18 protein-coding genes are annotated in these 18,513 nt (G+C 67.2%); 4 read left to right on the top strand and 14 right to left on the bottom strand.

Going from position 1 to position 18,513, the window contains the following annotated elements; genetic code table 11:
- The gene (locus BN948_RS13955) at positions 1-861 is read right to left on the bottom strand and encodes a CbbQ/NirQ/NorQ/GpvN family protein (protein ID WP_009515067.1); all 861 of its coding nucleotides are present in this window, start codon (positions 859-861) and stop codon (positions 1-3) included.
- Positions 813-1,853 carry an aliphatic amidase gene (locus BN948_RS13950; RefSeq protein WP_009515071.1) on the bottom strand — a complete coding sequence of 347 codons (1,041 nt, stop codon included), beginning with the start codon at positions 1,851-1,853 and terminating at the stop codon, positions 813-815. Before BN948_RS13950 ends, BN948_RS13955 begins: the two co-directional genes overlap by 49 nt.
- 134 nt (positions 1,854-1,987) lie before the next feature.
- Here BN948_RS13950 and BN948_RS13945 point away from each other — a divergent pair, with 134 nt between their 5' ends.
- On the top strand, positions 1,988-2,446 hold the full coding sequence (locus BN948_RS13945) for a hypothetical protein (protein WP_009515073.1): 459 nt from the start codon (positions 1,988-1,990) through the stop codon (positions 2,444-2,446).
- Here BN948_RS13945 and BN948_RS13940 read toward each other — a convergent pair.
- Genes BN948_RS13940 through urtA form a run of 7 tightly spaced genes read right to left on the bottom strand, consistent with a single transcriptional unit; the run spans position 2,436 to position 8,973 of the window.
- Positions 2,436-2,777 carry an FmdB family zinc ribbon protein gene (locus BN948_RS13940; protein WP_009515074.1) on the bottom strand — a complete coding sequence of 114 codons (342 nt, stop codon included), beginning with the start codon at positions 2,775-2,777 and terminating at the stop codon, positions 2,436-2,438. The two genes, BN948_RS13945 and BN948_RS13940, sit on opposite strands and share 11 nt — an antisense overlap.
- Before the next feature lie 16 nt (positions 2,778-2,793).
- Positions 2,794-4,020: a formamidase gene (gene fmdA, locus BN948_RS13935; RefSeq protein WP_009515076.1), complete on the bottom strand. Its 1,227-nt coding sequence runs from the start codon at positions 4,018-4,020 to the stop codon at positions 2,794-2,796.
- Between the two features lie 45 nt (positions 4,021-4,065).
- A complete protein-coding gene (gene urtE, locus BN948_RS13930; protein WP_009515077.1) occupies positions 4,066-4,755 on the bottom strand; it encodes an urea ABC transporter ATP-binding subunit UrtE in 690 nt (229 codons plus the stop codon).
- Positions 4,756-4,768: 13 nt separating this feature from the next.
- Positions 4,769-5,512, bottom strand: a complete 744-nt coding sequence (urtD, locus tag BN948_RS13925) for an urea ABC transporter ATP-binding protein UrtD (protein WP_009515079.1) — start codon at positions 5,510-5,512, stop codon at positions 4,769-4,771.
- A 13-nt stretch (positions 5,513-5,525) separates the two neighbouring features.
- Positions 5,526-6,731: an urea ABC transporter permease subunit UrtC gene (urtC, locus tag BN948_RS13920; RefSeq protein WP_009515080.1), complete on the bottom strand. Its 1,206-nt coding sequence runs from the start codon at positions 6,729-6,731 to the stop codon at positions 5,526-5,528.
- 25 nt (positions 6,732-6,756) lie between these two features.
- Complete coding sequence (gene urtB, locus BN948_RS13915; protein ID WP_009515081.1) at positions 6,757-7,671, bottom strand: urea ABC transporter permease subunit UrtB; 915 nt, start codon at positions 7,669-7,671, stop codon at positions 6,757-6,759.
- A 33-nt stretch (positions 7,672-7,704) separates the two neighbouring features.
- A complete protein-coding gene (gene urtA, locus BN948_RS13910) occupies positions 7,705-8,973 on the bottom strand; it encodes an urea ABC transporter substrate-binding protein (RefSeq protein WP_009515082.1) in 1,269 nt (422 codons plus the stop codon).
- A gap of 157 nt (positions 8,974-9,130) precedes the next feature.
- Between urtA and BN948_RS13905 the strand changes: the two genes are divergently transcribed.
- From BN948_RS13905 to BN948_RS13895, 3 genes are all read left to right on the top strand, one after another.
- Entirely contained in the window at positions 9,131-12,559 is a 3,429-nt protein-coding gene (locus tag BN948_RS13905; RefSeq protein WP_035622165.1) for a hybrid sensor histidine kinase/response regulator, read from the top strand.
- Positions 12,543-13,457 (top strand): response regulator transcription factor, encoded by a 915-nt coding sequence (locus BN948_RS13900; protein ID WP_009515084.1) that lies wholly within the window; start codon positions 12,543-12,545, stop codon positions 13,455-13,457. Before BN948_RS13905 ends, BN948_RS13900 begins: the two co-directional genes overlap by 17 nt.
- A gap of 107 nt (positions 13,458-13,564) precedes the next feature.
- Complete coding sequence (locus BN948_RS13895) at positions 13,565-14,434, top strand: pirin family protein (RefSeq protein WP_009515085.1); 870 nt, start codon at positions 13,565-13,567, stop codon at positions 14,432-14,434.
- A 13-nt stretch (positions 14,435-14,447) separates the two neighbouring features.
- On the opposite strand, the gene BN948_RS13890 is transcribed toward BN948_RS13895, so the two are convergent.
- From BN948_RS13890 to BN948_RS13870, 5 genes are read right to left on the bottom strand one after another with little or no spacing between them, the layout of a single operon-like run.
- Positions 14,448-14,687 (bottom strand): hypothetical protein, encoded by a 240-nt coding sequence (locus BN948_RS13890; RefSeq protein ID WP_009515086.1) that lies wholly within the window; start codon positions 14,685-14,687, stop codon positions 14,448-14,450.
- 56 nt (positions 14,688-14,743) lie between these two features.
- Positions 14,744-15,187: a cyanase gene (gene cynS, locus BN948_RS13885; protein WP_009515091.1), complete on the bottom strand. Its 444-nt coding sequence runs from the start codon at positions 15,185-15,187 to the stop codon at positions 14,744-14,746.
- 42 nt (positions 15,188-15,229) lie between these two features.
- Complete coding sequence (locus BN948_RS13880) at positions 15,230-16,099, bottom strand: ABC transporter ATP-binding protein (protein WP_009515092.1); 870 nt, start codon at positions 16,097-16,099, stop codon at positions 15,230-15,232.
- Positions 16,089-16,958, bottom strand: a complete 870-nt coding sequence (gene ntrB, locus BN948_RS13875; protein ID WP_009515093.1) for a nitrate ABC transporter permease — start codon at positions 16,956-16,958, stop codon at positions 16,089-16,091. The genes BN948_RS13880 and ntrB overlap by 11 nt, the downstream gene beginning before the upstream one ends.
- A 1-nt stretch (position 16,959) precedes the next feature.
- Positions 16,960-18,381 carry a CmpA/NrtA family ABC transporter substrate-binding protein gene (locus tag BN948_RS13870; protein ID WP_009515094.1) on the bottom strand — a complete coding sequence of 474 codons (1,422 nt, stop codon included), beginning with the start codon at positions 18,379-18,381 and terminating at the stop codon, positions 16,960-16,962.
- Positions 18,382-18,513 lie beyond the last annotated feature (132 nt).

Below are 18,513 nucleotides of genomic sequence, written 5' to 3'. Positions count from 1 at the left end.
TCAGAAACTCGCGTCCACCAGCGCACGCAGGCTGGGCGCGAGCTGCGGGTCGTCGCTCAGGGGGTCGGCGATGGACTGCCGCGCCGCCGCGCGAACCGGCAGTCCCGCACGGTGCAACAGCGCCGCGTGCACCAGCATGCGGGTGGACGCGCCCTCGTCCAGGCCCTCCTCTCGCAGGCGGCGCGTGCGGACAGCGAGCCGCACCAGGCGCATGGCAAGTTCGGCATCGACACCGCCCTCGCGCGCCACGATGGCGGCCTCCACCTCGGGCTCGGGGTAGTCGAAGCCCAGCGCCACGAAGCGCTGCCGCGTGGAGGGCTTGAGCTCACGGTGCAGGCCCTGGTAGCCGGGGTTGTAGCTGACCACGAGCTGGAAATCGGGGTGCGCGTGCAACAGCTCGCCGTGGCGCTCCAGTGGCAGCGCGCGGCGCGTGTCGGCCAGCGGGTGAAGCAGCACGGTGGTGTCGGCGCGCGCCTCCATCAGCTCGTCCAGGTAGCACAGCGCGCCGTGCCGCGCGGCCAGGGCCAGCGGGCCGTCCATCCAGCGCGTGCCCTCGCCATCGAGCAGCCAGCGGCCCGCCAGGTCGCCGGCGCTCAGGTCCTCGTGGCAGGCCACGGTCACCAGCGGCAGCTTCAGCCGCCAGGCCATGTGCTCGACGAAGCGCGTCTTGCCGCAGCCCGTGGGGCCCTTGAGCAGCACCGGCAGGCGCGCGGCGCGCGCGGCCTCGAAGCCCGCGATCTCCTCGCCCACCGGCTGGTAGAAGGGCTCCTCGGCGAGGCGCCAGTCGGCCAGCGGGTCGGTGGACGACACGCTCAGCGGTGGCCCGCGGTGGCCGGGTTCGGAATGCCCTCGATCGGGCATTCCTCGGTGCCCACCATGGGCCGCGTGATGGCTTCCACCGCCTTCTGCGTGCCTTCGGGGTCGTTCACCCACTTGCCGTAGAACTCGTAGGGGCAGGCGGCCACGCCCTTGTCGCCCTCTTGTGAGTTGATCATCCCCGTGTAGCCGCGGTGCAGCAGCTTGAACAGGTGGTTCTCGCTCTGCGCGTTCTTGCGAAAGTCGCGGATCAGGCTTTTCGACAGCGCCGCGTATTGCACGCCGTAGTCCTCTTCGCCGCACTCGCCCAAGGTGCGGCCGTCGAAGCCGATGATCGCGCTGTGCCCGAAGTAGCTGTAGACGCCGTCCCAGCCCGAGGCGTTGGCCACGGCCACGTAGCTGTTGTTGGCCCAGGCCATGGCCTTGGCCATCAGCACCTGCTGGTCCTTGGCGGGGTACATGTAGCCCTGGCAGCGCACGATGAGCTCGGCCCCCTTCATGGCGCAGTCGCGCCAGATCTCGGGGTAGTTGCCGTCGTCGCAGATGATCAGGCTGACCTTCAGGCCCTTGGGGCCTTCGCTCACGTAGGTGCAGTTGCCGGGGTACCAGCCTTCGATGGGCACCCAGGGCATGATCTTGCGGTACTTCTGCACGATCTCGCCCTGGTCGTTCATCAGAATGAGCGTGTTGTAGGGCGCCTTGTACGGGTGCTCCTCGTGCTGTTCGCCGGTGAGCGAGAACACGCCCCACACCTTGGCCTGGCGGCAGGCCTGGGCAAAGATCTCGGTCTCGGCGCCGGGCACGGTGGACGCGGTCTCGTACATCTCCTTCGCGTCGTACATGATCCCGTGCGTGCTGTACTCCGGGAAGATCACCAGGTCCATGCCGGGCAGGCCCTGCTTCATGCCGACCACCATGTCGGCGATCTTGCGCGCGTTGTCCAGCACCTCGGCCTTGGTGTGCAGGCGCGGCATCTTGTAATTGACGACGGCCACGCCGACGGTGTCCTGGCTGCTCGAAATGTCGCCGTGCATCATGGCTGCAATCCTCGTGAAAGCGGTTGGGCGGAAGCGGGTTCATTGTGGGCAGCCGCCCCGCCCTCGGGGATACGTTGATTGACGTATGGGGTGGCGCGACCAGAATGCGCTCAGAACGACAGCAGGAGACAGGCATGGGCAAAACGGCAAGCGGCCTGGCGGGCACGGTGTTGCTCGCGGCCGGCCTGGCCAGCGGCCCGAGCGGCGCGGAGTCGACGCTCGATGGCTGGCCATCGAAGACCGACTACCTCTCCAACGACGCGCCCTTCGTGGTGTTCGGCGTCACGCCCACGCAACTGGTGCGCCAGGCGCAGCACCTGCGGCTGAGCTTCATCGCCACGGAGCGCCTGTCGCAGGTCCAGGTGTTCCCCTTCGTGCGCACCGGCCCGGGCGCACCGGCGCCGCTGAACCGGCCCGTGAGCTGCGGGCCGCGCGACGCGGGCTCATGGGACTGCACCATCCCCGTTGGCCACCTGCTCAACGAACTGGACGGCCCGCGCGGTGAACTGGGCCTGCGCATCGAAGCCCACGGCGACCCGCGCCGGCTGGCCGAGCACAGCACGGTGGTGGTGACCCTGCCGCTCAGTGACTGATCATCCAGGGGCGCTTCGAGGGAAACGCCTTGGCGCCGTTCGGCGCGGTGACGGTGGCCTTGCTGCGCCCGGGGCTGCAGCAGCCGCAGCCCGCGGGGTGCTTCAGGCGCGCGTAGTCGCCCGAGCGTTTCGGCTCGTGCCGCGCGCGCTCGTTGATGCCCATCGCCGTGCGCGTGGCGCCGTCCATGAGCGCCAGGCGCGGCGCGGTGGCGAACACGCGCGGCGAGGCGGTGCCGCAGTCGGGGCAATGCGCCGGCTCGTTGCGCTCGCTCAGCGAGCGGTAGGCATCGAAGCCGCCGCAGGCCGGGCAGGCGTAGTCGTAGGTCGGCATGGGCGGCTCCGCGCTGTCAGAGGTCCGGTGAGAGCGGCATCTGGATCGAGCCGTCGATGTGCTTGATCGGCCCGCTCGCGTTCGGGTTGATGTCGAAGTCGAAGATCTGCGTGGGCAGCCACAGCGTGGCGCACGCATTGGGCACGTCGACCACGCCGCTGATGTGGCCCTGCACCGGCGCCGTGCCGAGGATGGAGTAGGCCTGCGCGCCCGAGTAGCCGAACTTCTTGAGGTACTCGATGGCGTTGAGGCAGGCCTGGCGGTAGGCCACGTTCACGTCCAGGTAGTACTGCTTGCCGCTCTCGTCGACGCTGATGCCTTCGAAGATGACGTAGTCGTCGTAGGTGGGTTTGATGGGGCTGGGTTTGAAGATCGGGTTCTTGATGCCGTACTTGGCCATGCCGCCCTTGATGATCTGCACCTTCATGTGCACCCAGCCGGCCATCTCGATGGCGCCGCAGAAGGTGATCTCGCCGTCGCCCTGGCTGAAGTGCAGGTCGCCCACGGACAGGCCCGCGCCGTCCACGTAGACGGGGAAGAAGATCTTCGAGCCGCGCGAGAGATCCTTGATGTCGCAGTTGCCGCCGTGTTCGCGCGGCGGCACGGTGCGCGCGCCGGTGGCCGCCGCCTTCTTCAGTGCATCGCCGCTGAGCTTGCCCATGTGCGCGGTGCCGGCAAAGGGCGGGTTGGCCAGGCCGCTGGTGGCGGGGTCGGAATCGATCAGCGCCTGCTCGCGCGTGTTCCAGGTCTCCAGCATCTTCGGATCGGGCAGGCAGCCGATGAGGCCGGGGTGGATGAGGCCCGCGTACTTGACGCCGGGCACGTGGCGCGAGGTGGTGAACATGCCGTGGAAGTCCCAGATGGACTTCTGCGCCTGGGGGAAATGCTCGGTGAGGAAGCCGCCGCCGTTCTTCTTGCTGAAGAAGCCGTTGAAGCCCCAGAGGCTGTCGTCCTTGGCGCCGATGTCGAGCAGGTCCACCACCAGCAGGTCGCCGGGCTCGGCACCCTTCACGCCCACCGGGCCGCTGAGGTAGTGCACGGTGGTGAGGTCGATGTCGCGCACGTCGTCGGCGCTGTCGTTGTTCTGGATGAAGCCGCCCGTCCAGTCGTAGGTCTCGAGCACGAAGTCGTCGCCCGGGTTGACCCAGCAGGCCATGGGGATGTCGGGGTGCCAGCGGTTGTGCACCAGTTCGTTGGACGGCGCGGGTTGCGAGAGGTCGACCTTGATGAGGGTGTCGGGCATGGCTTGTGCTCCTGGGTGGAAGGGAATCGGTTGGGGGGAAGGCGCTCAGACCGACAGGTAGGCCTTGATGCGCTGCTGGTCGGTGTTGGCGCGCTCGGTCTCGTGCACCAGGCGCCCGCCTTCGATGACGAACAGGCGGTCGGCAACGTCCATGGCGAACGAGAGCACCTGCTCGGAGACCACGATGGTGATCTTTCGCATCTTGCGGATCTCGTTGAGCGCCTTGGCGATGTCCTTGATGATGGACGGCTGGATGCCTTCGGTGGGCTCGTCGAGCAGCAGCACCTTGGGGTTGGTGACGAGCGCGCGCGCGATCGCCAGCTGTTGCTGCTGACCGCCGGAGAGGTTGCCGCCCTTGCGGCGGCGCATGTCCCACAGCACGGGAAACAGCGCGTAGATCTCCTGCGGGATCGTCTTGTCCTTCGCGTTCTCCAGGCCGGTCTGGATGTTCTCTTCCACCGTCAGCGTGGGAAAGACCATGCGCCCTTGCGGCACGTAGGCCAGGCCCTTGGCCACGCGGCGAAAACTCTCGTCGCGCGTCACGTCCTGGCCCGCGACGCTGACGTGGCCGCTCTTGGTGGGCAGCACACCCATGAGGCTCTTGAACAGCGTGGTCTTGCCCATGCCGTTGCGGCCCATGATGGCCACCGCCTCGTTCTCGCGCGCCTCGAAGCTGATGCCGTGCAGCGCCTGGCTCTGGCCATAGGCGACGACGAGGTCCTTGACTTGCAGCATGTGCGTCGCTCCTTCAATGGCCGAGGTAAACGTCGATGACCTTGGGATCGGCCTGCACCTGCTCCATCGGACCCTCGGCGAGGATTTTTCCCTGGTGCATGACGGTGACCTTGTGCGCGATCTTCTTGACGAAGTCCATGTCGTGCTCGATCACGATCACGGCGCGGTTCTGGCAGATGCGGTGCAGCAGCTCGGCGGTGAGGTCGCGCTCCTTGGCGCTCATGCCGGCGATGGGCTCGTCGAGCATCAGCAGCTCGGGCTCCTGCATCAGCAGCATGCCGATCTCCAGCCACTGCTTCTGTCCGTGAGAAAGCAGGCCGGCCTCGGTGTCGAGCTTGTCGCTCAGGCCGATCTCGGCGGCCACGGCCTGCACGCGCGCGCTGATGTCGGGCGTGGCCTTGAAGGCCAGCGCGCCCCACACCGAACGGCCCGAGGGGTAGGACACCTCCAGGTTCTGCAGCACCGAGAGGTTCTCGTAGATGGAGGGTGTCTGGAACTTGCGGCCGATGCCCAGGCGCACGCGCTTGTGCTCCGGGATCTGCAGGATCTCCTCGTTCTTGAACTTGATGCTGCCGCCGCTGGCCTTGGTCTTGCCGCAGATCAGGTCCAGCAGCGTGGTCTTGCCGGCGCCGTTGGGGCCGATGATCACGCGCAGTTCGTTCTTGTCGACGTAGAGGGTGAGGTCGTCGATGGCCTTGAAGCCGTCGAAGGAGACCGTGAGGTCTTCCACGGCGAGGGCGAAGTCGGTGCTGCTCATGGTGTGCTCCTGATCAGACGCTCTGGCCGCTGGTGCCCTCGGGCAGCGTCACCTCGGCCGTGGAGGCCACGGGCTTGTGCGGCGCCTGCGGCGGTGGTGACGGCGGTTGCGGGCGCGAGGCCGCGGCCTCGCGCAGCGCCGTGCGGCGGCCCTTCCACCAGGGCAGGATGCGGCTCTCCCACAGACCCGCCAGGCCCATGGGGAAGGCCATGGTCACGCCGATGAACAGCGCGGCCATGAGGAACAGCCACAGGTCGGGGAAGCTCTCGGAGAAGAAGGTCTTGCCCGCATTGACCAGCAGCGCGCCGTAGACCGCGCCCACCAGGCTCATGCGCCCGCCCACCGCGGCGTAGATGACCATTTCGATGGAGGGCACGATGCCCACGAAGCTGGGCGACATGAAGCCCACCTGCAGCGTGAACAGCGCGCCGCCGATGCCCGAGAGCGCGGCCGCCAGGCAGTACACGAAGATGCGGAAGTCGGCCACGTCGTAGCCCGAGAAACGCACCCGGTCTTCCTTGTCGCGCATGGCCAGCAGCAGGGTGCCGAGCTTGCTGGTCTGCACCCAGCGGCAGGCCACGATGGCCAGCACCAGCAGGCCCACGCACACGAAGTACAGGATGTACTTGGCGCTGTCGGTGCGCGTGTCCCAGCCCATCAGGGTCTTCAGGTCGGTCATGCCGTTGACGCCGCCCGTGTAGCCCTGCTGGCCGATGATGAGCACGGTGAGGATGAGCGCCACGGCCTGCGTGATGATGGCGAAGTACACGCCGCCCACGCGCCGCTTGAACATGGCGAAGCCGATCAGCCAGGCCAGCAGCGTGGGCACCACGATGACGGCCGCCAGCGCGAAGGGAAAGCTCTTGAACGGCAACCAGAACGAGGGCAGCTCGGTGATCTGGTTCCAGTCCATGAAGTCGGGGATGCCCGGCGTGGACTGGATCTTGGTGCTCTCGGGGTCGGACGCCTCGAGCTTGAGGAACATGGCCATGGCGTAGCCGCCCAGGCCGAAGAACACGCCCTGCCCCAGGCTGAGCACGCCGCCGTAGCCCCACAGCATTACCAGACCGATGGCCACGAAGGCGTAGGTGAGGTATTTGCCCACCAGATTGAGGCGGAAGATGTCCAGCGACAGCGGCAGCACCACCGCCAGCAGCACGGTGAGCAGCACCAGGCTGGCGAGCTGGTAGCGGGTGATCCAGGCTTTCAAGGTGTTCATGAGCGGGCTCCGGAAGGCGAAGAAATCAGCGGCGGACCTTGGAGGCGAAGAGGCCTTGCGGACGCAGCATCAGGATCACGACGATGAGCGAGAGCGTGAGCACCTTGGCCATGGAGCCGGCCAGGAAGAACTCGGTGATGGACTGGGTCTGCGCGATGCCGAAGGCCGAGACCACGGTGCCCAGCAGACTGGCCGCGCCACCGAAGGTGACGACCAGGAAGGCGTCGACGATGTAGAGCGAGCCCGAGGTGGGGCCGGTGGAGCCGATGGTGGTGAAGGCCGCGCCAGCCACGCCCGCGATGCCGCAGCCGATGGCGAAGGTGAGGCGGTCGGTCTTCTTCGTGTCAATGCCGATGGCGTTGGCCATGACGCGGTTGCTGACGGTGGCGCGCACCCGCAGGCCCCAGCGGCTTCGGTGCAGGGCCAGCAGCACGCCGCCCGTGACCACCGCCGTGAGCGCGAGCACGAACAGGCCGTTGATGGGAATGTCCAGGCCTTCGGTGGGCGCCCAGGAACCCATCAGCCACTCGGGCAGCGTGGGGCTCACTTCCTTGGGGCCGATGAAGGTGCGAAAGCATTGCTGCAGCGCCAGGCTGATGCCCCAGGTGGCCAGCAGCGTGTCCAGCGGGCGCTTGTAGAGGTGGCGGATCAGCGCCCACTCGACGATCCAGCCGGCGATGAAGGCGAAGACGAAGGCGGCGACGATGGCGAAGGGGAAGTAGGCCGCCACCGCGCCGGGGCTGATCGCCTCGGCCAGGGTGGAGCCGAGGAAGATGGTGTAGGCGCCGATGGTCATGAACTCGCCATGCGCCATGTTGATCACGCCCATCTGCCCGAAGATGATGGCCAGGCCCAGCCCCATGAGCAGCAGCACCGCGAACAGGCTCAGGCCCGCGAAGCCCTGCATGACGCCGATGTTGAGCAGGTCGTTGAAACTCATGAGGGATCTCCAGACAGATGGGTGCCGCAGGACTTACTGGTAGCCTTTGGGGAAGGGGTCAGGCTTGATCAGCTCGGGCGACTCCGACACCACCTTGAACGTGCCGTCCGGCATGCCCATCGCGATGCGCGACTTGCTCCAGAGGTGGTGGTTGGGGTCGAGCTTCACGTAGCCCTCGGGCGCGTCCTTGAGCTCGATGCCGGTCTCCGAGGCGGCGACCACCTTGTCGACGTCGAAGCTCTTGGCCTTCTCGACCGCGGCCTTCCACAGCCAGGGGCCCAGGTAGCCGGCCTGCGTCACGTCGCCGATGACGGCGTCCTTGCCGTACTTGGCCTTGAAGGCGGCCACGAACTTCTTGTTGTTCTCGTTCTCCAGCGACTGGAAATACTTCATGGACGAGTAGAAGCCCTTGAAGTTTTCGCCGCCCACGCCGGTCATCTCGTCCTCGGTCACCGACAGGGTCACCAGGGTCTGCTTGTCACCGGTGATGCCGGCCGCCTTGAGCGCCTTGTAGAAGGCCACGTTGGAGCCACCCACCACGGCGGCAAAGATCACGTCGGGCTTCTGCAGCTTGATCTTGTTCATCAGCGAACCGAAGTTCGTGCTGCCCAGCGGGTAGTACTCCTCGCCGACGACCTTGCCCTTCTGGAAGGCCTCGATGTGCTTGCGCGCGATCTTCATGGAGGTGCGCGGCCAGATGTAGTCGGAGCCGATGAGGAAGAAGGTCTTGGCCTTCTTCTCCTTCTGCGCCCAGTCCAGGCTGTAGAGGATCTGCTGCGTGGCTTCCTGGCCGGTGTAGATCACGTTCTTCGACTGCTCCAGGCCTTCGTAGAAGGTGGGGTAGTACAGCAGGCCGTTCTCTTTCTCGAACACCGGCAGCACGGCCTTGCGCGAGGCGCTGGTCCAGCAGCCGAAGACGGCGGCGCAGCGGTCGTTGATGAGCAGCTTCTTGGACTTCTCGGCGAAGGTGGGCCAGTCGGAGGCGCCGTCTTCCTTGATGACCTTGATCTTGCGGCCCAGGATGCCGCCCATGGCGTTGATCTGGTCGATGGCGAGCTGCTCGGCCTGGATGGAGCCCGTCTCCGAGATGGCCATGGTGCCGGTGGACGAGTGCAACTGACCGACGGTGACCTCGGTGTCGGTGACGGCCAGCTTGGTGGTGTTCACCTGCGCGGTGGGCTGGCCGAAGCTCCACGTGGGCAGGCCGGCCAGGCCGGCGGCGCCCAGCATCTGCAGCACGCGGCGGCGGCTGGCTTCGGGGGTTTCCGGGGAAACGTCGTTCGGATCGGGTTGGTGCTTCATCAAGGGCTCCTGGCGGTTTGGGGCGGTGAAAACCGGCGATGTGCCGACTGGAGCGAAGCCTAGGGAGAACCCCCCATCGGGCCCATAAGTCAAATAACGTAGGTGGGGTACGCACACGCGCCGAGGGGGTGGGTACGGATCTTGTTAGGGCCTGGACATGCAGCCGCCCGAGCCCGCCGCGCCCCCCATCACCGCGCAGAAGATCTTTCGCTTCCGTCGCGAATACAACTCGTGGGTGGCCGACGAGACCATGGAGGACTACGCGCTGCGCTATGCGCCGCGCAGCTTTCGCAAGTGGAGCGAGTGGCGCGTGGGCCACACCGCCTTCGGCTCGCTGTCGTTCCTGGCGCTGGAGGCGATCGGCGGCGCCATCGCGGTGAACTACGGCTTCGCCAACGCCATGTGGGCGATCCTGGTGGTGGGCCTGATCATCTTCTTCACCGGCCTGCCCATCGCCTACTACGCGGCGCGCCACGGGCTGGACATGGACCTGCTGACGCGCGGCGCGGGCTTCGGCTACCTGGGCTCGACGATCACCTCGCTGATCTACGCGGTGTTCACCTTCATCTTCTTCGCCATCGAGGCGGTGATCATGGCGCTGGCGCTGCAACTGGCCACCGACTGGCCGCTGCCGGTGTGCTACCTGATCTCGGCGGTGGTGGCGATCCCGCTGGCCATGAAGGGCATCACGCTGATCTCGCGCCTGCAGGCCTGGACGCAGCCGCTCTACCTGTTCCTGCTGCTGCTGCCCTTCGTCTGGATCGCGCTGTCGCAGCCACAGATGTACCGCGACTTCGGCAGCCTCAGCGGCCTGCGCTCGGGCAGCAGCGGCTTCGAGCCGCTGATGTTCGGCGCGGCGGCCGCGGTGATCTTCTCGCTGGTGGTGCAGATCGGCGAGCAGGTGGACTTCCTGCGCTTCATGCCCGAGCGCACGGCGAAGAACCGTTTGCGCTGGTGGCTGGCGGTGCTGATTCCCGGGCCGGGCTGGATCGTGATGGGCATGCTCAAGATGGTGGGCGGCGCGTTTCTGGCCTTCGCCGCCATGCAGTTCGAGGTGGACCCCGAGCGCACGGCCGAGCCCACGCAGATGTTCCTGGCCGGCTTCACCGAAGCGGTGGGCCACCCGGGGCTGGCGGTGATCATGACGGTGGTGTTCGTGATCCTGGCGCAGATCAAGATCAACGTGACCAACGCCTACGCGGGCTCGCTGGCCTGGAGCAACTTCTTCGCGCGGGTCACGCACAGCCACCCCGGGCGCGTGGTGTGGCTGGTGTTCAACGTATCCATCGCCACGCTGCTGATGCTGCTGGGCGTGTTCGCCGGCATCGAGAAGGTGCTGGGCGTGTACAGCAATGTGGCCATCGCCTGGGTGGGCGCGCTGGTGGCCGATCTGATCATCAACAAGCCCCTGGGCCTGAGCCCCAAGGGCATCGAGTTCCGCCGCGCCTACCTGTACGACTTCAACCCGGTCGGCATGGGCTCGATGAGCATCGCGGCGCTGGTGGCCAGTCTGGCCTACGGTGGCCTCATGGGCGAAGTCGCCGCGGCCTTCTCGCCCTTCATCGCGCTGGGCCTGTCGCTGCTGCTGTCGCCGCTGCTGGCCTGGGCCACGGGCGGGCGCTACTACCTCGCGCGCGAGCCGTCCACCGAGTGGTGGCCGGGGCAGATCGTGCGCTGCGCGGTGTGCGAGAACCCGTTCGAATCGGAAGACATGGCCAGTTGCCCGGCCTACCGCGCGCCGATCTGCTCGCTGTGCTGCTCGCTCGAATCGCGCTGCCACGACCGCTGCAAGACCAACTCGCGCGCCATCGACCAGGTGCGCGGCTGGCTGTCGCAGGTGCTGCCGCAGGGCGTGATGGCGCGGGTGAACTTTCGCGCCGGCCAGTTCCTGGTGGTGTGGCTGTCCATCAGCGCGATCATGGGCCTGCTGATCGGCATGGTGTACGCGCAGGAAAGCCTGCATGGCCTGAGCGCCGCGCTGGAGTTGCCCTTCCTCAAGATCTACGCCTTCCTGGTGCTGTTCGCGGCGGTGTGTTCGTGGTGGGTGGTGCTGACCACCGACAGCCGCCGCATGGCGCAAGACGAGTCGGAGCGCCAGACGCAGTTGCTGATGCGCGAGATCGAGGCGCACCAGCGAACGGACGCCGAGCTGCAGTCCGCGCGCGACCGCGCCGAGGCCGCCAGCCAGGCCAAGACGCGCTACGTGGCGGGCATGACGCACGAGCTGCGCACGCCACTCACCAGCATCCTGGGCTACGCGCAGATCCTGCAGAAGAACAGCGACATCTCGGTGTGGGTGCGCGAGACCATCGCCACCATGCAGCGCAGCGGCCAGCACATGCACGCGCTGATCGACGGTTCGCTGGACCTCGCGCGCATCGAGGCCGGGCGCCTCAAGCTCGACTCCGTGCCCCTGCCCCTGCCGCAGTTGCTGGAAGACGTGGAGCGCATGGTGCGCCCGCAGGCCGAGGCCAAGGGCCTGCGCTTCACGGTGCAGCGCCAGGGCGAGCTGCCCGCCTGGGTGCGCGCCGACGCCAAGCGCCTGCGCCAGATCCTCATCAACCTGCTGAGCAATGCGGTGCGCTTCACCGACGAGGGCGAGGTGACGTTGCGGCTGGACTTTCGCCAGCAGGTGGCGCGCATCGACGTGGTGGACACCGGCATCGGCATTGCCGAGCAGGACCAGAAGCGCATCTTTCTGCCCTACGAGCGCGGCGCGGCCGGGCGGCGCGCGCGCGATTCGGGCACCGGCCTGGGCCTGACCATCACCCACCTGCTGACCGACATGATGGGCGGCGACCTCACGCTCAGGAGCGCGCCGGGCCAGGGCAGCACCTTCAGCCTGCGCCTGTACCTGCCGCCCATCGCGTCCGACCCGCAGCACCCGCTGCCGATCCCCTCCACCCTGCGCGCGGTGACCGGCTACCTGGGCCCGCGCCGCACGGTGCTGGTGGTGGACGACCAGCCGCTGCACCGGCAACTGCTCGCCAGCATTCTGGTGCCGCTGGGTTTTCTGGTGCGCGAGGCCGCCAGCGGGCAGGAGTGCCTGGAGATCATCGAGCACAGCCCCCCCGACCTGCTGCTGCTGGACCTGACCATGGACGGCCTGGACGGCTGGGAGACCGCGCACGCCGTGCGCGAACGCTTGCCGTCTGCGCGCTTGCCCATCGTGTTCGTGTCGGCCAACCTGATCGACAACCGGCCCGAGGCCTTCAAGGACCTGGACTACCAGGGCTTCGTCGCCAAACCCATGAGCGAAGCCGAGTTGCTGGACGCGCTCAGCCACGCCTTGTCGCTGGAATGGCTGACCGAACAGGTGCCCGCCAGTGGCGCGAGCGTGCAGGCGGTGCGCCCGCGCCCCGGCCTGCCGCTGCCCGACGCGCTGCGCGAGGAGCTGCAGCGCCTGGCGCGGCAAGGCCAGGCGGCGGCGCTGCGCCAGCGCCTGTGGCAGGCCCAGGGCACCGAGCCCGCGCACGCGGCCACGCTGGCGCTGTTGCTGGCCTGCGCCGACCGATTCGATTTCCAGACCCTGATCGAATACCTGAGAGACACCGAGGAGCATTCCGACGATGACAGCCTGGTCTGACACGCCGCCGCCCGCGGCCACCCAGCCTGTGGTGCTGGTGGTGGACGATTCGCTGGAGACCCTGCGCATGCTGGGCGACGCGCTGGTGGCCGAGGGCTACGTGGTGCTGGCCGCGCGCGACGCGCAGGAGGCGCTGGATCGCTTCGAAGTGGCCATCCCCGACGGCGTGCTGCTCGATGCCGTGATGCCCGGCATGGACGGCTTTGACCTGTGTCAGCGCATCAAATCAACGCCGGCCTGGTCGCACGTGCCGGTGCTCTTCATGACCGGTCTGTCCGACAGCGAGCCGCTGCTGCGCGGCTTCGCCAGCGGTGGGGTGGACTACGTGGTGAAGCCGCTGCGCATTCCCGAGGTGATGGCGCGCCTGGCCACGCACGTGCGCAACGCCCGCGTGGCGCGCCTGGCGCAGGAGGCGGTGGACGTGGCAGGCCTGGGCACGGTGGTGCTGGACTCGCTGGGCCGCCTGGCCTGGCGCTCGCCGCAGGCCATGGTGTGGTTGGGCCAGGCCTTCGGTGCCGACGCCGCGGGTCAGGCCCAGGCCACGCACTGGCTGGCTGCGGCGCGGCGCGAGGGCACGGCCCAGGCCGACGGCGCGCAGGGCCGCCTGCTCGCGCGCCACCTGGGCCAGGGCAGCCTGGGCGAGTCCATGCTGCTGCTTAGCCTGACGCCGCTGAACACCGCCGCGGCGCAGCGCCTGCGCGAGGTGGCGCTGACGCCGCGCGAGACCGAGGTGCTGTCGTGGCTGGCCAAGGGCAAGACCAACCGCGACATCGCCGACATCCTGGGCATGAGCCACCGCACGGTGAACAAGCACCTGGAGCACGTGTTCGAGAAGCTGGGCGTGGAGACGCGCGCGGCGGCCGCGGCCATCGCGGGGCGCTTGCTGCCGCAGGAGTGACCAGCGGCCCATGAGTGCGGCGCGGGGGCTTGTGCGCCGGTGTCACCGGCAGCGGACACAATGGCCGCACCCAAGTCCGACAAGGACACACGACAGGAGACCCCGCGATGCTGGAAATGGTGATCGACGCGCGCGCCGCCGACCTGGGCCACGGCCTGACGGTGCGGCGCGTACTGCCCTACGCAAAACGCCGCATGGTCGGCCCCTTCATCTTCGTGGACCACGCCGGCCCCGTGACGATGGCGCCCGAGGACACGAGCGCGGCCGACGTGCGCCCGCACCCGCACATCGGCCTGTCCACGGTGAGCTACCTGCTCAGCGGGCAGGTGATGCACCGCGACAGCCTGGGCGTGGTGCAGTCCATCGTGCCTGGTGACGTGAACTGGATGACCGCCGGGCGCGGCATCTCGCACAGCGAGCGCTTCACACACCCGGACTCCTTCGCCGGCGGCGGGCTGGAGCTGATGCAGCTCTGGGTGGCGCTGCCGACCGAGGACGAGGAGACCGAGCCCGCCTTCACCCACTACCCGGCGAAAGACCTGCCCGTGCGCGAGCAGGACGGCGTGTGGATGCGCCTGATCGCGGGCGAGGCCTATGGCATGACGAGCCCCGTGCGCACGCACTCGCCGCTGTTCTACCTGCACACCGAATGGCAGGCCGGCGCCAGCCTGGCCCTGCCCGGCGGCCACCGCGAGCAGGCGGTGTACGTGGCACACGGCGAGATCGAGCACGCGGGCGAGGTCTACCGCCCGGGGCAACTGCTGGTGTTCGGCGACGACCGCGACGCGCTCATCACCGCGCAGGTGCCGAGCACGCTGATGGTCTTCGGCGGCGAGCCGCTGGGCGAGCGGCACGTGTGGTGGAACTTCGTGTCCTCGCGCAAGGAGCGCATTGAACAGGCCAAGGCGGACTGGACGGCGGGGCGGATCCCCTTGCCGCCGGGGGATGACAAGGAGTGGATTCCGCTGCCGGCTTAGTGGTTCGAGCGGGTCAGGACCAGAGCGGATCGTCCGCCTTGCGGCGCTGCACGCGCGCCGAGCCCCACACCACGCGCAGTTGCCGGCCCTCGCGGGCCAGGCTGTCGGTCACCTTGTCGATGACGTAGCGGCGACGGGCCGGTTCACCCGGCACGTCGAACTCCCAGAGCTTGAGCGAGCCATCGGGCTGCTCCTCCACCAGGATGGAGAAGCGGCCGTAGGGATCGCGGTATTTGAGGGTGCGGCAGTACATGTCGGCTCGTTGGAAACGAGCCGGTGAGTAACCGCCGAAGCAGGAAAGTTCAGGGGTCAGTACTGCTTGTAAGGCAGGAACTTGCCCGACATCACGATGTTCACGCGATCGCCGTTGGGGTCTTTCTCGCGCTTCATGTCCATCTTGAAGTCGATGGCGCTCATGATGCCGTCGCCAAATTCTTCGTGGATGAGTTCCTTGAAGGTGGTGCCGTACACGCTGACCAGTTCGTAGAAGCGGTAGATCAGCGGATCGGTGGGTACGCTGGTGGGCAATGAGCCCTTGTAGGGCACGACCTGCAGCCACTTCTGCTCTTCGGCCGTCAGGCCGAAGATCTTGCCGAGCGCCTTGGCCTGTTCGGGCGTGGCGGTCATTTGGCCCATGCACAGGGCCGTGGTCCATTCCTTGGACTTGCCGACTTTCTTGGCGACGTCCTCCCACTTCAGGCCCTTGCTGACCTTGGTGGAGACGATCTTCTCGGTGACTTCGATGCGGCTCATGTTTGCCTCTGCTGTTGTGTGTGAGGGGTTGGGGAAGGGAGATCAATGCGCCTTCGCTCGAGAGACGAGGAAGTCGACGATGTGGTTGCGCAGCTCGTAGTAGCCGTCCAGGTGGTGCAACTGGGCGCGTGTGCGTTCGCGCGGCAGGGTGTTGCTCACCACCTCGGCCAGGCCGCCGGGCTTGTAGGCGCCGTTGACGTCGGCACCGTTGCTCATCAGGAGGATGCGGTCGGCCAGCAGGATGGCCTCGTCCACGTCATGGGTGATCATGAACACCGTCTGGTGCGTCTCGCGCACGATGCTCATGAGCTCGTCCTGGATGGTGCCGCGCGTGAGCGCGTCCAGCGCGCCAAAGGGCTCGTCGAGCAGCAGCATCTTGGGCTGGATGGCGAAGGCACGCGCGATGCCCACGCGCTGCTTCATGCCGCCCGACAGTTGCGAAGGCTTCTTGTCGATGGCCTGGCTCAGGCCCACCATGGCCACGTACTTCTCGACCTGCGCGTCGACCTCGGCTTTCTTCCACTCGGGCCAGCGCGATTTCACCGCGAAGGCGATGTTCTGGCGCACGCTGAGCCAGGGCATGAGCGCGTGGCCCTGGAAGACCACGCCGCGTTCCAGGCTGGGGCCGGCGATCTCGCGGCCGTCCATGAAGGCGTGGCCGTCGCTGGCCGTGTCCAGGCCCGCGAGCACGTTGAGGATGGTCGTCTTGCCGCAGCCGCTGTGGCCGATGATGCAGACGAACTCGCCCTTGTGAATGCCGAAGTCGACGCCGGCGAAGACGGGCTTGTCGGCCTGGTAGGCCTTGGCGAGGTTCTCCACCTGCAGGAAGGCGCGGGGCTGGGCACTCATGGAACTGTCTTTCGTTGCGGGTGCGGCGAAGCCCGCGCCCTGTTGCCGGCTGTCACTCCACATAGGTCACCACCTTTTGCAGCTGCGCGAACATCAGGTCCAGCAACATGCCGACGACACCGATGACCAGCACCGCGAAGATCACGTTGGTGAGCGAGAGGTTGTTCCACTCGTTCCAGACGAAGTAGCCGATGCCGGTGCCACCCACGAGCATCTCGGCCGCGACGATGACCAGCCAGGCGATGCCCATGCTGATGCGCATGCCGGTGAGGATGGTGGGCGCGGCCGCGGGCAGCACCACCAGGAAGGCCTTGCGCAGGGGGTTCACCTCCAGCGTGGCGGCCACGTTGAGCCAGTCGCGTTTGACCGAGGCCACGCCGAAGGCGGTGTTGATCAGCATCGGCCAGATGGAGCAGATGAAGATGACGAAGATGCCGCTGACGTTGCTGTCTTTCAGCGTGTAGAGCGCCAGCGGCATCCAGGCCAGCGGGCTGATGGGCTTCAAGACCTGCACGAAGGGATCGAACGCCTTCTGCATGAGCGGCGACATGCCGATGAGAAAGCCCAGCGGGATGGCCACCAGCATGGCGAGCACGAAGCCCAGGCCCACGCGCGCGAGCGAATGGGCGATCTGGATGCCGATGCCCTTGTCGTTGGGGCCGTTGTCGTAGAAGGGGTTGGACAGGTGGCCCCAACTGGCCTTGGCCACATCGACCGGCGGCGGAAAGCCGCCGGTCTTGGCAGCGCCGCCCTCGGGATCCTTGCCCATCATCTTGGCGTACTCGATCTCCTCGGGTGTGAGGTTGGATGCGGCAGCACCCGCGCCTCCTCCACCCGTGGCGAGCTGCCAGGCACCGATGAAAACAACGAACAGCAGCAGCGAGACCAGCGCGGCGCGCAGGTTGAGGCTCACGCTTTTCATGTCAGGCGGCCTTGCTGATGCTGAAGCTCTTCAGGTACTCGGCCGGCTTCGCCGGATCGAACACCTTGCCCATGATGGTGTGCTTCTCGTAGCCCGGACCGGCCTTGAAGTCCTGGCCCAACTCCTTCATGTGCTTACGCGCGTCGGTGATGAGGAAGACGCGCTCGGCGATCTGGTTGTAGTTCACCTCGCCCTTGATGTAGCCCCAGCGCTGCATCTGCGTGAGCATCCACACGGCCATGCTCTGCCAGGGCATGGGATCGAAGTCGGCGCGCTCAGGCACGTTCTGCACCTTGCCCAGACCGTCGGCGAAACGGCCGGTGAGCACCTGCGTGACCACGGCCTCGGGCTGGTTGAGGTACTGACTGGGCGCGATCACCTTGGCGATGAGTTCGCGGTTCTTGGGCTGGCGCGCCATGGCCGCGGCGTTGAGCACCGCGCGGTACAGGGCCGCGAAGGTGTTGGGGTTCTGCTTGATGAACTCGGTGCTGGTGCCGAAGGCGCAGCAGGGGTGACCGTTCCACAGGTCCTTGGTGAGCACGTGGATGAAGCCCACCTCCTCGAACACGGCGCGCTGGTTGAAGGGGTCGGGGCCCAGGAAGCCATCGATGTTGCCGGCGCGCAGGTTGGCCACCATCTCGGCCGGCGGGATCACGCGCAATTGCACGTCGGTGTCGGGGTTGAGCCCGTTTTCGGCCAGGTAGTAGCGCAACAGGAAGTTGTGCATCGAGTACTCGAAAGGGATGCCGAACTTGAAGCCCTTCCAGTTCTTCGGGTCGCGGTTGTCCTTGTGCTTGAGGGCCATGGTGATGGCCTGGCCGTTGATGTTCTGCACCGTGGCCACGTTCATGGGCACCGCGTTGCTGCCCAGGCCGAGCGAGATGGCCAGGGGCATGGGCGACAGGAAGTGCGAGGCGTCGTACTCCTTGTTGATCATCTTGTCGCGCACCAGGGCCCAGCCCGCGGTCTTGGTCACCTCGACGTTGAGGCCCTGCTTGCTGTAGAAGCCCAGTGGGTGGGCCATGATCAGCGGCGTGGCGCAGGTGATCGGGATGAAACCGATCTTCAGATTGGTCTTCTCGAGCTTGCCCTTTTCCTGCGCCATGGCCTGCAGGCTGGCGATGGGCAGCACGCTGGCAATCGCCGCCATGGCCGTGCCCTTGCCGACCGCGCGCAGGAAGCGGCGGCGCACCGCGTCCTGCGGGAACAGGGCCTTCACCAGGGTGGCTTCGATGAACTCGCGGCTGTAGGCCTCGAACTCGGGCGTTTCGCTGCGCGCGCGCAAGGTGGCCACGGCCTGTTCGGCGGCGCTGTCCTTCGCCGCTTGCTCGGCCTGGTGTTCGGCCACCGTGTGGTCGCGCCCGCAGCTGCACTTGAGCATCAGGGGCTTGTCGGCGTTGTACGGGTCGAAGAAGTCGGACATGGCGCACCTCGTGAGTTGGAGATGCGCGTTGAATTGCAAGCGCCGGGCCAGTTGCTGCGACGCAGCAGGGCTGCGCGCGAATTCGTGGGCGCTGTCGCCACGGCGTGTAGGGCTGCCCCTACAAGCCAGCGC

Source organism: Hydrogenophaga intermedia, assembly GCF_000723405.1.
Taxonomy (GTDB): Bacteria; Pseudomonadota; Gammaproteobacteria; order Burkholderiales; family Burkholderiaceae_C; genus Hydrogenophaga; species Hydrogenophaga intermedia.
Note: the sequence above shows the minus strand (reverse complement) of the source record. Positions and strands in the feature narration are given on the sequence as shown.